At 62.5% G+C, this 14,204-nt stretch carries 14 protein-coding genes; 9 read left to right on the plus strand and 5 right to left on the minus strand.

Annotation, left to right across the window (positions count from 1 at the left end):
• Positions 1-10: 10 nt before the first annotated feature.
• Positions 11-853: an endonuclease/exonuclease/phosphatase family protein gene (locus BB934_RS19755; RefSeq protein ID WP_099511152.1), complete on the plus strand. Its 843-nt coding sequence runs from the start codon at positions 11-13 to the stop codon at positions 851-853.
• 7 nt (positions 854-860) lie between these two features.
• Here the strand turns inward: BB934_RS19755 and BB934_RS19760 are convergent, their stop codons facing one another.
• From BB934_RS19760 to BB934_RS19770, 4 genes are all read right to left on the minus strand, one after another.
• Positions 861-1,481 (minus strand): MarC family protein, encoded by a 621-nt coding sequence (locus tag BB934_RS19760; RefSeq protein WP_173909475.1) that lies wholly within the window; start codon positions 1,479-1,481, stop codon positions 861-863.
• A gap of 114 nt (positions 1,482-1,595) precedes the next feature.
• Positions 1,596-1,763, minus strand: a complete 168-nt coding sequence (locus tag BB934_RS47160) for a hypothetical protein (protein ID WP_157934231.1) — start codon at positions 1,761-1,763, stop codon at positions 1,596-1,598.
• 32 nt (positions 1,764-1,795) lie between these two features.
• A complete protein-coding gene (rhaI, locus tag BB934_RS19765; RefSeq protein ID WP_099511153.1) occupies positions 1,796-3,091 on the minus strand; it encodes an L-rhamnose catabolism isomerase in 1,296 nt (431 codons plus the stop codon).
• 21 nt (positions 3,092-3,112) lie between these two features.
• Positions 3,113-5,218: a bifunctional rhamnulose-1-phosphate aldolase/short-chain dehydrogenase gene (locus tag BB934_RS19770; protein WP_237050024.1), complete on the minus strand. Its 2,106-nt coding sequence runs from the start codon at positions 5,216-5,218 to the stop codon at positions 3,113-3,115.
• Positions 5,219-5,456: 238 nt separating this feature from the next.
• Between BB934_RS19770 and BB934_RS19775 the strand changes: the two genes are divergently transcribed.
• The 8 genes from BB934_RS19775 to BB934_RS47165 all read left to right on the plus strand — a co-directional run bounded on the left by BB934_RS19775 (position 5,457) and on the right by BB934_RS47165 (position 13,021).
• Complete coding sequence (locus BB934_RS19775) at positions 5,457-6,269, plus strand: DeoR/GlpR family DNA-binding transcription regulator (protein ID WP_099511154.1); 813 nt, start codon at positions 5,457-5,459, stop codon at positions 6,267-6,269.
• 36 nt (positions 6,270-6,305) lie between these two features.
• Positions 6,306-7,301: a rhamnose ABC transporter substrate-binding protein gene (gene rhaS / locus BB934_RS19780; RefSeq protein ID WP_099511155.1), complete on the plus strand. Its 996-nt coding sequence runs from the start codon at positions 6,306-6,308 to the stop codon at positions 7,299-7,301.
• A gap of 74 nt (positions 7,302-7,375) precedes the next feature.
• Positions 7,376-8,893, plus strand: coding sequence for a sugar ABC transporter ATP-binding protein (locus tag BB934_RS19785; protein ID WP_099513062.1), 1,518 nt, complete (start codon positions 7,376-7,378; stop codon positions 8,891-8,893).
• Between the two features lie 30 nt (positions 8,894-8,923).
• On the plus strand, positions 8,924-9,943 hold the full coding sequence (locus BB934_RS19790) for an ABC transporter permease (RefSeq protein WP_099513064.1): 1,020 nt from the start codon (positions 8,924-8,926) through the stop codon (positions 9,941-9,943).
• Positions 9,940-10,986: an ABC transporter permease gene (locus BB934_RS19795; protein WP_099511156.1), complete on the plus strand. Its 1,047-nt coding sequence runs from the start codon at positions 9,940-9,942 to the stop codon at positions 10,984-10,986. The genes BB934_RS19790 and BB934_RS19795 overlap by 4 nt, the downstream gene beginning before the upstream one ends.
• Positions 10,983-11,306, plus strand: a complete 324-nt coding sequence (gene rhaM / locus BB934_RS19800; RefSeq protein WP_099511157.1) for an L-rhamnose mutarotase — start codon at positions 10,983-10,985, stop codon at positions 11,304-11,306. The genes BB934_RS19795 and rhaM overlap by 4 nt, the downstream gene beginning before the upstream one ends.
• Positions 11,307-11,310: 4 nt before the next feature.
• The gene (locus tag BB934_RS19805) at positions 11,311-12,678 is read left to right on the plus strand and encodes an FGGY-family carbohydrate kinase (protein WP_099511158.1); all 1,368 of its coding nucleotides are present in this window, start codon (positions 11,311-11,313) and stop codon (positions 12,676-12,678) included.
• A 172-nt stretch (positions 12,679-12,850) separates the two neighbouring features.
• The gene (locus BB934_RS47165) at positions 12,851-13,021 is read left to right on the plus strand and encodes a hypothetical protein (RefSeq protein ID WP_157934232.1); all 171 of its coding nucleotides are present in this window, start codon (positions 12,851-12,853) and stop codon (positions 13,019-13,021) included.
• A gap of 108 nt (positions 13,022-13,129) precedes the next feature.
• Here the strand turns inward: BB934_RS47165 and BB934_RS19810 are convergent, their stop codons facing one another.
• Complete coding sequence (locus BB934_RS19810) at positions 13,130-14,203, minus strand: GlxA family transcriptional regulator (RefSeq protein WP_099511159.1); 1,074 nt, start codon at positions 14,201-14,203, stop codon at positions 13,130-13,132.
• Position 14,204: the final 1 nt, after the last annotated feature.

Raw genomic sequence — 14,204 nt, forward strand, 5'->3', positions numbered from 1 at the left:
GTGACGGCACATGCTTAGGATCGTCACCTGGAATATCCAATGGGGCTTAGGGATCGACGAGACCCAGAATCTCAGCCGCCTGATCGGAGACGCGCGTGCCATTGCGGATTTCGATGTGCTCTGCCTTCAGGAGGTCTCGGACAATTTCGCCAACCTGAAGGGCAATGACGGCAGCGATCAGTTCGCGGAGCTGGGACATCTCCTGCCGGGCTATACGGCGATCGCGGGAGTGGGCCTGGATATTCCCGACGGAGCAGGGGGGCGTCGCCGCTTCGGCAACACGATCCTCTCGCGCCTTCCGGTGCTGCAGGTCCTGCGATACACCTTGCCCTGGGAAGCGGCGGCCACGCGGAACATGCCGCGCCTGCTGCTCGAAGCGGTGGTCGAGGCACCCTCGGGCCCGCTGCGCATCATGACAACGCACCTTGAATATTCATCCAGCGAATTGCGCCGCGCCCAGGTTGAGGGCATCCGCGAGGCGCATCGTACAGCCCACGAACGTCATCTGACGCCGCGCGAGAATGGGCCCGGGACCTATGTGCGCTTTCCCACAACGTCTTCGGCGGTGCTGACGGGTGACTTCAACATGCGGCCGGAGGATCCGGTCAAACGCCGGATATCGGATCCGTTCGGGAACGGGACACCCAGGCTCCTCGATGCTTGGGAGGCTGCCCGAGGATCGACCCCCCATCCGCCGTCATTCTGCCTTTTCGAACAGTCGAACGGTCCGCCGCATTGCTGTGACTTCATGTTCGTGACAGAGGATATTGCATCCAGGGTGAGCAGGGTCGCGTACGACCAGAACACCCAGGCGTCCGATCATCAGCCCGTACTGCTCGAACTCGACATGTGATCGGCATTCACTGTGCCAGGTTGAACGCCTGCTTGATGCCGAGAACGATGCCGTTCACGGCGACGCTGGCGAGAATGAGCCCCATGACCCGGCTGATGACGCTGGCGCCGGCATCCCCGATGATCTTGATGATCCGGGAGGCGAGCAGCATCAGGACGAGCGTCACGGCAAGAATGAGGGTCATCTGAGCGACCGTCTCGGCCTGCTCGGCAAGGTTGAACTTGCTGTTGTCCGTGAGCGAGACGACGGCCAGCATCGCTCCGGGGCTGGCGATGGACGGGATCGCCAGCGGATAGATCGACCGATCGACGTCGGAGGTTGCGAGATCCCTCTCCTCGGCCGCTGCCTTCGGCTCTCCGAAGATCATCGTCAGCGCGAACAAGAAAAGCACGACGCTTCCGGCGATCTGGAAAGCGGCGAGATCGATCTCCATGGCCTGAAGCAGCGCCTGGCCGGCCACGACGAAGAACAGCAGAACAACGAACGCAGCGATTGTCGCTCTCAGGGCGGTTCGGCGTGCCGCCGCGGCGTTCATGCCGGCCGTGATGGCCAGGAATACGGGAAGCGTTCCGATCGGGTCGATCACAACCCATAAGGTGATCAGATCGGTGATGTCTTGCTGGCTCATTGCAGCCGTCCTTAGCCGTGAACCAGATTAAGGGCTTACCGGGAGCCAAGCCAAGCCGCGTTGGACGAATTTCTTCTCAGCCGCGGCTCGCAATCACGGCGGCGGAGCCTGCCATCAATGCCAGAAGGCATTTCCCGCCACCATCCCGATCAGGAAGGGTATGCTTGCAGCGTCGCCCCGCGCGAGTACCTGCGCGACCAGCGCTCCCTGAGCCGGGCCGGGGAGGGCGGCAGCGAGCGCGAAGGGGATGATGAAGAACCAGATAGTTCCGAGATCCATCATCCCGTTCTCTCCGACGTGTGGTCGCTCCTATGTTAGACGATACCGCCGCTGCCGCCAGTCACTGCGGGACGCTCTTTCGCAACGGCTGCGCGGTAGCCGCTTGCCCGATACGCCGCGATCGGATCAATGGCGCCGCCGGCTTTGAGGCGGGCCTGAGCCAGAATCGGTTCGACATCGGTCCGGTAGGCGACCTTCAGGGTTTCCGAGGCCATCATCGCGTCGTTGTCGTCCTGATAGCCTTCGAGAGCCTTGCGATCCACGAGAAGAGCCTGGGCGTAGGCGCGTCGGATCTCGTTGGCGCTGCGGATCAGGCTCTCGATGGGATCGGTCACATTGTGCGACTGGTCGATCATGTGCGCCGGGTGAAAGTTCTCGGCGCCGCGGTGCTCGGCATCCACCAGTTCGTTGAAGACCAGGAACAGGCGATGGGGGTCGATGGATCCCGTATCGAGATCGTCGTCGCCGTATTTCGAATCGTTGAAGTGGAAGCCGCCGAGCTTCCTGAACTGGATCAGGCGGGCGACGATCATCTCGATGTTCACGTTCGGCGCATGGTGGCCGAGATCGACGAGGCAATAGGCCTTCTCGCCGAGCTCCGTCGCGATCATGTAGTTGGTGCCCCAATCCTGCACGACGGTGGAGTAGAAGGCCGGCTCGTACATCTTATGCTCGGAGAAGATTCGCCAATCCTCCGGCAGCCGCTTGTAGATCGTCTTCATGGCGTCGAGATAGCGCTCGAAGCTCTTCGTGAAGTTCGACTGTCCCGGAAAGTTCGAGCCGTCGCCGATCCAGACGGTGAGAGCCTTCGAGCCGATCGCCTGGCCGATCTCGATGCATTCGATGTTATGCTCGATGGCCTGCCGGCGCGTTGCTGCGTCTGCATGGCTCAAGGAACCGTATTTGTAGCTCTTCTCTTGCCCGGGAGCGTCGGAGAAGGTGTTGGAGTTCATGGCATCGAAGCCGAGGCCCAGCGCATCGCCATAAGCCTTGAGTCGCCGCGGATCGTCGACCTTGTCCCACGGGATATGCAGCGACACGTTCGGCGTCGTGCGGGTGAGCTGGTGGATCACCGCGCAGTCATCGAGCTTGTCGAAGATGTTGCGCGGCTCGCCTGCGCCGGGGAAACGCGCGAAGCGAGTACCGCCCGTGCCGACGCCCCAGGAGGGGACGGCGACGGCGAACTGCGCTACCTTCTCAGTGACGGCATCGATGCTGACGCCGCTGCGGGCGAGCCTGACGCCGAGGGATTCGTAATCCTCCCTCAGAGCCTTTGCGCGCTTCTCGTTATCGGCGGCGACGGCAGCTGCCGAGATCCTCTGTTCGCTCATGGCGTCCTCCCTGGGCAGAACTTACCGCGTAAAAGATGTCGCGTTGCCTGCATCCACATTGATGATGTTGCCGGTCGACTTGGCCGAGAGGTCGGACGCAAGGAAATAGATCGCCTCCGCGATGTCTTCCGGAAAGACATTCAGCTTCAGCAGGGAGCGCTTGCGGTAATGCTCCTCCAGCTCGTCGACGGCCAGGTTCGATGACGCCGCGCGCTGCTCGCGCCACTCGCCGGTCCAGATCTTGGAGCCGCGCAGCACCGCATCGGGATTGACCGTGTTCACGCGGATGCCGGCTTCCGCGCCTTCGAGCGCCAGGCAGCGGGCGAGGTGGATCTCGGCAGCCTTGGCGGTGCAATAGGCGGAGGCGTTGGGGGAGGAGGCGAGCCCGTTTTTCGACGACACGAAGACCACGTTGCCGCCGAGCTTCTGGCGCCGGAACAACCGAAATGCCTCCCGCGAGACGAGGAAATAGCCCGTCGCGAGGATCTCGATGTTGCGGTTCCACATCGCCAGATCGGTATCCTCGACCGGAGCCGACGAGGCGATGCCCGCATTGGAGACCAGAATGTCGATGCCGCCGAACTCGACGCTGGCCTCGATGAAGGACGACAGAACCTCCGGTTCGCTCGTGACGTTGAGCTTCACGCCGCGCACCGCATCTTGGCCGAAAAGCTTGGTGAAATCTTTCACCGTTCTATCCAGGGATTCCTGATCGATATCGGCCAGCACGACGCAGGCGCCTTCGCCAACGAGGCGTTCGGCCGTCGCGCGGCCAATGCCGCCGGCGCCGCCGGTGATGAAGGCGATGCGTCCAGCAAGGCTCTTCGGCTTCGGCATGCGCTGGAGCTTGGCTTCCTCGAGCAGCCAGTACTCGATGTCGAAGGCCTCCTGCTCCGGAAGGCCCTGGTACTCGGACACGGACGAGGCGCCACGCATCACGTTGATGGCGTTGACGTAGAACTCGCTGGCGATGCGCGCCGTCGCCTTGTCGCGGGCGAAGGAGAGCAGGCCGACACCGGGGATCAGGAAGATCACCGGGTTGGGATCGCGCATCTTCGGGCTGTTCGGATGCTTCGACTGCTCGTAGTAGCGCGCGTAATCGGCGCGGTAGGCTTCTAGTGCAGCATCGAGGCCGGCGAGCACCGCATCGACGTCAGGCGCCTTCGGGTCGAAGTCGAGGACGAGCGGTCGGATCTTCGTGCGCAGGAAGTGGTCAGGGCAGCTGGTGCCGAGCTGGGCGAGGGGCTTCAGGTTGGCGGAATTGACGAATTCCAGCACCGCATCCTGATCGTCGAAGTGACCGAGCTTGCGCTCCGCCTGTCCGATCTTGCCGCGGATCTCCGGCATGAGACGCGCCGCGATCCTGCGGCGCTCTTCGCGCGAGAGACTGGAGGTCACCGCGCCACCGAAGGCCGACTTGCCGGCCGTCTTTTCGGCGAACCATTGGATGGCCTGATTGATGATGCGAAGCGTCAGCTCGTAGCATTCCTTGGCATTATCCGCCCAGGTGAACAGGCCGTGGCTTTCGAGCACGACGCCCTTGGCATCGGGATTGGCCCTCGCGAAGGCCTCGAGGTCGAGACCGAGCTGGAATCCCGGGCGGCGCCACGGCAGCCAGCCGATCTCGTCGCCGAAGATCTCCTTCGTGAGCTCGCGCGAGTTTTTCGATGCTGCGATCGCGATGATCGCGTCGGGATGCATGTGGTCCACATGCTTGTAGGGAAGAAAGCCGTGAAGAGGCGTGTCGATGGAGGCGGCGCGGGAATTGAGGTTGAAGGTGGCGTGGGGCAGGAAGCCCACCATGCGGTCCTCATCCTCGACACCCTTGTAGAGCGTCTTCAGCGAACGGAGCTTGTCCATATAAAGCGTGGCGAACCCGTCGAGCTTGATCGTGCCGACATCGCCGCCCGACCCCTTGACCCAGAGCACCTCTGCCGTTTCGCCCGTAAGGGGATCGGTCTCCATCACCTTGGCCGAGGTGTTTCCGCCGCCGTAATTGGTGATGCGCTTGTCGGCGCCGAGGAGGTTGGAGCGGTAGAGCAGCAGGCCGGGCTCGTCGAGCGTGGCCGCCTTGGCGTCGTCCCAATGATTGTCCAGCAATGTGACGGTCGGGGTCGCTGTGTCCACGGTTTCCTCCTGTCCGCGCATGGGGCAGCCTGTGCCCATATTGGGCCGCAAGGTGGCGCTGGGCCTCGGTCTTGTCAACCAAAAACGATCACAAACGATCAACAACGATCATGATACGAAGGTTGTAGGCTTTTATTGATTGACTGTGCTCGTTATCGCGCCCAGTCTGAGCAGGATCGTGATCGATGCTGAATGCCGTCGGTCCAGCCGTCGCTCTTATGTCATTGGCCGAGGATGCATGCACGAACGTGAGAGGCACCGGATCATTCTGAGCGCCGTGCAGGAGAAGCCTGTCGCGACGGTTCAGGATCTTGTCGAGCTGACCTCGGCCTCCGAGGCCACGATCCGTCGCGACATCGCCGCGCTTCACGTCCAGGGTCGCCTGCGCCGCGTGCGCGGCGGGGCGGAGGCGCTCCATCCGGCGCAGATCGGAAGCCTCGCCGCCAAGCCGTTTCGCGTGTCCGAGAGTGAGAACGTCGCCAAGAAACGCGCCATCGCCCGGGAGGCCGTCGCCTTGTGCACCGAGGGCGATGCGATCATCATCAACGGCGGCACAACCACATTCCAGATGGTGCATTACCTGACGACCCGCCGGCTGCAGGTGTTCACGAATTCCTTCGCGATCGCCGAGCATCTCGTGAAGCATTCGAAGAATCAGGTAATGCTGCCGGGCGGCTCGATCTACCGCGATCAGAGCATCATTCTCTCGCCGTTCGAGAACGACGTGACGCGCAACTTCTATGCCCGCCGCATGTTCATGGGCGCGCAAGGTGTCGGCGCGCTCGGCGTCATGGAGCAGGATGCCCTGATCATCCAGGCCGAGCAGAAGCTGATCAATCAGGCTGACGAGCTGGTGCTGATGGTCGATTCCAGCAAGTTCCAGCGCCGCTCGAGCCTCATCCTTTGCCCGCTGGACCGGGTCTGTACGCTGATTACCGACGATGCCATCCCGGATTCGGCCCGAACCATGATCGAGAATGCGGGAATCAAACTGATCATCGCCGGCGCAACGGCTGCGGATCAGGCAACGGAATCCTCCTCGGCGGCCTGAGAGCCGGCAGGAGGTGCTTTGAAAGGGAGGAAGAACATGAAGGCATTTGCAAAGCTTGCCATCGGCACCGCATTGGGACTGGCCCTGTTCGCCGGATCGGCGAGCGCGCAGAACGTGAAGATCGGCCTCTTGGTGAAGTCCCTCGGCAACGGCTTCTTCGAGGCCGCCAACAAGGGCGCGCAGGAAGCTGCGAAGGAACTCGGCGGCGTCGAGGTGATCTACACCGGCCCGACCACCACGACCGCCGAAGGGCAGATCGAGGTGATCAACGCGCTCATCGCCCAGCGCGTCGATGCCATCGCGATCTCCGCGAACGATCCGGACGCGGTCGTCCCGGCGCTGAAGCGGGCGGCACAGCGCGGGATCAAGGTCATCTCCTGGGATTCCGCCGTGGGCAAGGACGGACGCATCGTCCACCTCAATCCGTCGTCCAACGAGCTGATCGGCAATATGTGCCTGAAGCTTGCAGCCTCTCATCTGCCGGACGGCAAGGGCGATTTCGCCATTCTGTCCGCGACCTCCACCTCGACGAACCAGAACACCTGGATCGCCGAGATGAAGAAGCAGCTCCCGAAATATCCGGGCCTGAACCTCGTCACGACCGTTTATGGCGACGACCTTGCCGACAAGAGCTATCGTGAGGCTCAGGGTCTGCTCAAGTCCTATCCGAATGTGAAGGTGATCGTCGCTCCGACCACCGTCGGCGTGCTCGCCGCCTCGCAGGCGGTGAAGGATGCGGGCAAGATCGGCCAGGTTTATGTGACCGGCCTCGGTCTTCCATCCGAGATGGCCGGCGCGGTTCATTCCGGCGCGACGAAGGAATTCGCGATCTGGAATCCGATCGATCTCGGCTATTCGGCGACGCAGATCGCTTATCGCCTGATCAAGAACGAGACCGACGGCAAGCCCGGCTCCGAGATCAATGCCGGCCGGATGGGCAAGATCAAGATCGGCGATAACGGCGAGGCTGCGATGGCCGATCCGTTCGTCTACGACAAGAAGAACGTCGACGAGTTCGCCAAGATCTTCTGAGATCCGGTTATCCCGAGAGTGGTGGCGCGGGCAGCCGCGCCCCCTTGCTTTCCCTGGCTATCGGCGGGTTTCCAATGTCCGTGCTGCAAGCGGCGCATCATATCCCGACACCGCTTCTGGAGATGCGGGGCATCTCCAAGTCGTTTCCCGGTGTCAAGGCGCTCGATCAGGTCGACGTGACGCTCTATCCCGGCACCGTGACCGCCCTGATCGGGGAGAACGGGGCGGGGAAGTCGACGCTCGTCAAGATTCTCACCGGCATCTACCACCCGGACGCCGGCGAGATCGTGGTCGATGGGTTGCCTGTCCGGTTTGAGAGCGCCGAGGCGGCGATCCGAAATGGGATCACCGCGATCCATCAGGAAACCGTTCTCTTCGACGAGTTGTCGGTGGCCGAAAACATCTTTCTCGGCCACGCGCCGAGAAACCGGCTGGGCCTCGTCAATTGGGCGGCGATGAATGCGCGTGCAGCAGCACTTCTGACCTCCATCGACGCGCCGATCAGCCCCTACACCCGGCTGAAGGATCTTTCGATTGCGCATCGGCATCTGGTCGCCATTGCCCGCGCCTTGTCCGTCGAGGCTCGCGTGGTCATCATGGACGAGCCCACAGCCGCGCTCTCCTACAAGGAGGTGGAAGACCTCTTCCGCATCATCGAGCGGCTGAAGAACCAGGGCAAGGCGATCCTGTTCATCAGCCACAAGTTCGAAGAGGTCTACGAGATCGCGGAGCGGTTCGTGGTATTTCGCGACGGGCGCTCCATCGGCTCTGGGCTGCTGGCCGAGACCGGCCAGGATGAGATCGTGCGCATGATGGTCGGGCGCTCCGTCGAGCATGTCTTTCCCAAAGTCGATGTGGCCATCGGCAGCACGGTCTTGAAAGTGTCCGGATACTCGCATCCGACGGAGTTCGACAACATTTCCTTCGAGCTGCGCCGCGGCGAGATCCTGGGCCTCTACGGGCTCGTCGGAGCCGGGCGCTCCGAGCTGTGCCAGGCGCTTTTCGGGATCACGCATGCCAGCGCGGGCACCGTCGCGCTCGAAGGCCGTCCGATCGTCATCCGCTCGCCGGTCGATGCCATCTCTGCCGGCATCGTCTACGTGCCCGAGGAACGTGGACGGCATGGCATCGTGCTGCAGATGCCGATTTTCCAGAACATCTCCATGGCGACCCTCGGCAAGACGACGCGTGCCGGCTTTCTGCGCCAGGGGGAGGAATTCGCGCTCGCCCGGCGCTATGCCGAGAGGCTCGACCTTCGCGCCGCGGCGCTCTCAGTCCCCGTCGGCACGTTGTCGGGCGGAAACCAGCAGAAGGTGGTGATCGGCAAATGGCTCGCCACGAGGCCGAAGGTCATCATTCTAGACGAGCCCACGAAGGGCATCGACATCGGCTCGAAGGCGGCGGTGCACGCCTTCATGAGCGAACTTGCGGGCGAGGGATTGAGCGTCATTATGGTCTCGTCGGAGCTGCCGGAGATCCTCGGAATGTCCGACCGGGTGCTGGTGATGCGCGAGGGCCGCATGGTGGGAGCCTGGGAGCGCGAGGAACTCGATGCGGAAACGCTCGTGCGGGCGGCCACAGGCAACATGTGATCGCGCGGGACATCGAACTGGAAGGCCATGATGAGCCGTATCCTCAAATATCGTGAACTCCTGCTGGTGGCGATCATCGTCGTCCTGATTGCGATCGTCGCCTATCGTGCGCCCGGCTTCGCCTCCCCGGAGAGCCTGGCGAACATTTTCAACGATACGTCCATTCTGATCATCCTTGCGCTTGGCCAGACGGCGGTCATCCTGACCAAGTCCATCGACCTGTCGGTCGCAGCCAATCTCTCCTTCACCGGCATGGCCGTGGCGATGATGAACGCGGCCTATCCGGGAATTCCGCTGCCTGTCCTGATCGTTTGCGCCTTGGCCATCGGAGCGGCGCTCGGCGCCATCAACGGCTTCATGGTGTGGAAGATCGGCATCCCCGCCATCGTGGCGACGCTGGGCACGCTCACGATCTATCGCGGCATGGCTTTCGTGCTCTCGGGCGGAGCCTGGGTCAATCAGACCCAGATGACGCCGGCCTTCCTCAACGCACCACGCCTCTCGGTGCTCGGCCTTCCTCTGCTCGGCTGGGCGGCGATTCTCGTGATCGCCATCGTCACGGTCGTGTTCACGCGCACGGTCTTCGGCCGTTCCCTCTACGCGGCCGGTGGCAACCCGACGGCCGCGCTCTATGCCGGCATCGACGTCGGCCGCACGCGCTTCTTCGCCTTCATCCTGTCCGGCGCCCTCGCGGGCCTCTGCGGCTATCTTTGGGTCTCCCGCTACGCCGTCGCCTATGTGGACATCGCGGCAGGTTTCGAGCTCGATACGGTCGCGGCCTGCGTGATCGGCGGGATCTCGACGCTCGGCGGCATCGGTTCCGTCGGCGGCGCAGTGCTCGGAGCCTTGTTCCTCGGTGTGATCAAGAATGCGCTGCCGGTCATCAACGTCTCTCCCTTCTGGCAGATGGCGATCTCGGGCCTCGTGATCATCATCGCCGTGCTCTTCAACGCGCGGCAGGAGCGGCGCAAGGGCCGTCTCATCCTCCGCGACGCCGCCAAACGCCGGCCTGCTTTGACAGAGGCACAGGCCGAAGGAGCCGTTGCATGAGCACGCTCACGATCGAGAAGCAGCCTGCGAGGCATATTCCGGATAAGCTCTCGACGCCGGCGGGGCGCATCCTGGGCAGCTGGGAAGCCTTGCTGGCCGCAGTTGCGATTGCGATCTTCATCGCGAATTCGTTCGCATCGCCGCACTTCCTCGATCCCTGGAACTTGTCGGATGCGACCTACAATTTCACCGAAAAGGCGATGATCGCGTTTGCGATGACGCTCCTGATCATCTCAGGAGAGATCGACCTCTCGGTCGCTGCCATCATCGCCCTGGCCTCGACCGCCATGGGCGCTGCTGCACAGGCCGGCTTCCAGACGCCCGCACTCGTCGGAGTAGGGCTCTGCGTCGGGCTGCTGTGCGGCGCTTTCAACGGGTTTCTCGTGGCCCGCATCGGCCTTCCCTCCATCGTGGTGACCATCGGCACCATGAGCCTGTTTCGCGGGATCGCACAGATCGTCCTCGGCGATCGGGCCTATGGCGGCTATCCGGCGAGCTTTGCCTGGTTCGGGCAGGGCTACATGTCGGATTTCTCATGGTGGCCGACGATTCCCGGCTTCGAGGTCGTCACCTTCGAGATGGTGGCCTTCGTGATCTTCGCCCTGGCCTTCGGCATCCTGCTGCATTGGACCGCGTTCGGAAGGCGCATCTACGCGATCGGCAACAATGCCTTCGCCGCGCAGTTCTCCGGTATCCCGGTTCAGCGCACCAAGTTCGCCCTCTTCCTGCTGACCGGCGTGATGAGCGGCTTTGCGGCGATCTGCCTGACCTCGCGTTTGGGTTCGACCCGTCACACCATCGCGGCGGGGTGGGAGTTGGAGGTGGTGACCATGGCGGTGCTCGGCGGCGTGAGCATCCTGGGCGGCTCGGGCACGATCCCCGGCGTCGTGCTTGCTGCCATCGTCATGGGGCTCGTCACCTTCGGCTTGGGGCTTCTCAATGTCCCCGGCATCGTCATGTCGATCTTCATCGGCCTGCTGCTGATCCTGGTCATCGCGCTGCCTATCGTCATTCGCCGCATCCGTTCAAAGGCCGCAGCATGAGCGCAAAAGAAAAGTATGCTTTCACGATGAAGCTCAACCCAGGCATGGAGGACGAGTATCGGCGTCGGCACGACGAGATCTGGCCGGAGCTGGCGGAACTCCTGAAGGACGCGGGAGTCGAGGATTATTCGATCCATCTCGACCCGGAATCCGGCACGCTCTTTGGCGTTCTATGGCGGCCGGCCGATCATCGCATGGCGGATCTGCCCGGCCATCCGGTGATGAAGCGCTGGTGGGCCTACATGGCCGACATCATGGCTACGAATCCCGACAACTCACCGGTCGAAAAGCCGCTGGCGACCGTCTTCCATATGGCCTGATCCCATGAATGTCGCGGTACTCGATGTCGGCAAGACCAACGTGAAGGCTGTCGTCGTCGATGGCGAACAGAGGCGCGAAATCGCAGCCCGGACAAGGCCCAACCGGGTCCTGACCGACGGGCCTTATCCGCATTTCGATGTCGACGGCGTCTTCGCGTTCTTTCTTTCCGCATTGAAGGAGCTTTATGCGAAATTCGGCTTCGACGCCATTTCGATCACGGCCCACGGCGCAAGCGGAGCGCTTCTGCGCGAGGATGGACTGGCGCTGCCCGTTCTGGATTACGAGTTTCGCTATCCCGCTGAGATCGAAGCCGCGTACGACAGGATCAGGCCACCTTTCTCGGACACATTCTCCCCGCGTCTGCCGGGAGGCCTCAATCTCGGAGCGCAGTTGCACTATCAGAAGACCGCTTTTCCTGAAGCCTTTGCGGAGGTGCGGACCATCGTCACCTATCCGCAATACTGGGCCTGGAGGCTGACCGGAGCCGCGGCGACCGAGGTGACGTCGCTTGGATGTCATACGGATCTCTGGCGCCCTCGGGAGAAGAGGTTCTCCGGTCTGGTCGAGTCACTGGGAATCGGCGGCAAACTGGCACCGGTGAGAAATCCATCCGACGTGCTCGGTAATGTGACCGATGAAATTGCCGCGGCGATCGGCCTTGCGCATCCGGTGCCCGTTTATTGCGGCATCCACGATTCCAATGCTTCCCTCTTGTCGCATCTCGGTCAGCACGATGCGCCTTTTGCCGTCGTGTCGACGGGCACCTGGGTCGTGCTCTTCGCCGTGGGCGGCGACCTGGACCATCTCGATCCGCAGCGCGACACCCTTGCCAACGTGGATGCGTTCGGCCGCGCCGTGCCGTCGGCACGCTTCATGGGCGGGCGCGAGTTCGAGCTTCTGACAAAAGGGCAGGGCGCGGCGATGCCCGCGGCGATCGAGCGTGTCGTGGAGGAGGGCATTCTTTTCACGCCGAGTGTCGTGCCTGGGTGTGGGCCGTTTCCGGATGCCGAGCATCGTGTCGTGAATGCCCCGTCGGGGCTCAATCCGGACGAGACTTATGTCGCTGCTTCCCTCTACGCGGCCTTGATGACGAAGGCCTGTCTGGATCTGACGCGGGCAGCGGGCCCGATCGTCGTGGAAGGGCCTTTCGCGCGAAACGCTCTCTATGTGGAGGCTTTATCGAAGGCGGCGGCGCGATCCGTCATGCCTGTCGCGAGCTCCACCGGAACGAGCGTCGGCGCGGCCCTTCTCGCTCTCGGCCCATCGGAGCGTAGCATATTCCAGGCGGGTCCCGTCGTGGGCCCCGACCGACTTCCGAAAGCGTTTCGCGAATACGTCGAGCTATGGAACCGGCTGGCGCAGGCAGGTTAGCCGGCACCTTATCTCTCGAGGCGGTTTACCGTAATGCGACGTGTTCGGTTACAACGATGCGAAATTGGGCCTCGAAAAGATTGCCACATTGCAGCCGCACTGCGACGCTTAGCTGGCATATAGGTGCCGCTGGCTCCTATCAGTGCGACAGCAATAGTGGAATGAGTTGCCGATGAAGTTGGAACGAAAGAACCTAACACTTGCACCTGACACGAGTGCCGTCCTGTCCGAACTCGAACGGACCATGGTCGCATCGATCGCCTTGATGAAGCGCCTCAGGCGCGAAAAGAGGCGCTCCACCCGCGGCAACAGCCCGGTCGAGTATCAGGAAGCAGCGCAGTAGAGCATCGGACCCAAAAGTGGACACCACTTTTGGGATCCATTCGATGCTCCTTCTCTTGGCTGGCGCATCGTTCGGCGCGGCCCTCTGGGTCCGCGCGATGCGCTAGTCTCAGACGCGAGGTCCGCTCACGAGCTTGAGGCTTCGGCCGTCCAACCGGCCTCCGGGCTGGACCATCGACGGCGTGCCGAAGCGGCTTCGATATTCGGTAGGGCAGATGCCCGTGTGGCGCTTGAACAGGTCCCGAAAGAAGATCACGTCCTCGTAGCCGACGGCTTGGCTGACCTGCTGGATACTCTCTTGCCCATCCTCCAAAAGCCTCTTCGCCATCGTGACGCGGATGGTGTGGATGTAGCTCAACGGCGTATGTCCGGTGGCGTCCTTGAATCGACGAACAAAGTTTCTTGGGCTCATGCCGACTCTTGCTGCAATGGCGTCCACTCCGATGGCATGCCGGTAGTGTCTGTGGACCCAATCCTGCGCGCGCCGGATGCTTTCATCATGATGCGCCTTGCGCATTGTGACATCGGCGAAGGCAACCTGCCATGTGCGCGGCATTTCTATCAGCAATGCCTTGGCGCATTCCAATGCCAGATCGCGGCCCGCGAAGCGCTCGACCAGGTAAAGGCTTAGATCTGCCGCCGAATTGACGCCGCCGCTGCAGACCACATTCCCAGCATCAGTGATGAGATAGTCCGGCTGCCAATCCACATCGGGAAAACGCCTGCGATAGACCTCCGTCAATCCCCAATGGGTGGTTGCGCGCTTGCCGTCGAGCAGGCCGGCTTCCGCAAGCAGCGCGACGCCGGAGCAGACTCCCGCGATCTTCGCTCCGACTTCCGCCCATGTCCGGAGCCAGGGAACGATCGCTCCATTGCGTGCAATGACGGCATCGATCTCATAGCCGCTCTGCATCATTGTTTCGAGAGGCAGCCCACCTGCAGGAACGAACACGATATCCGGGCGATCGACATCCTCGACGGCGCAGGACGGGATGAGCGAAACCAACTGATCGGTCACGGCAGGGCCGCCGTCGAGAGATGCCGTCGTCACACGAAACCGAGGTTTCGGCACCGCGCCGGTGAGCAGATTCCAGAGCACGCCGGTGTTGCGGAAGATCTCCATCGGGAGAAGAGCGGTCGAGGAGCATCCGCCATTCAGGAACAGAACGACCACGTGGAGCATC

The organism is Microvirga ossetica, from assembly GCF_002741015.1.
Taxonomy (GTDB): Bacteria; Pseudomonadota; Alphaproteobacteria; order Rhizobiales; family Beijerinckiaceae; genus Microvirga; species Microvirga ossetica.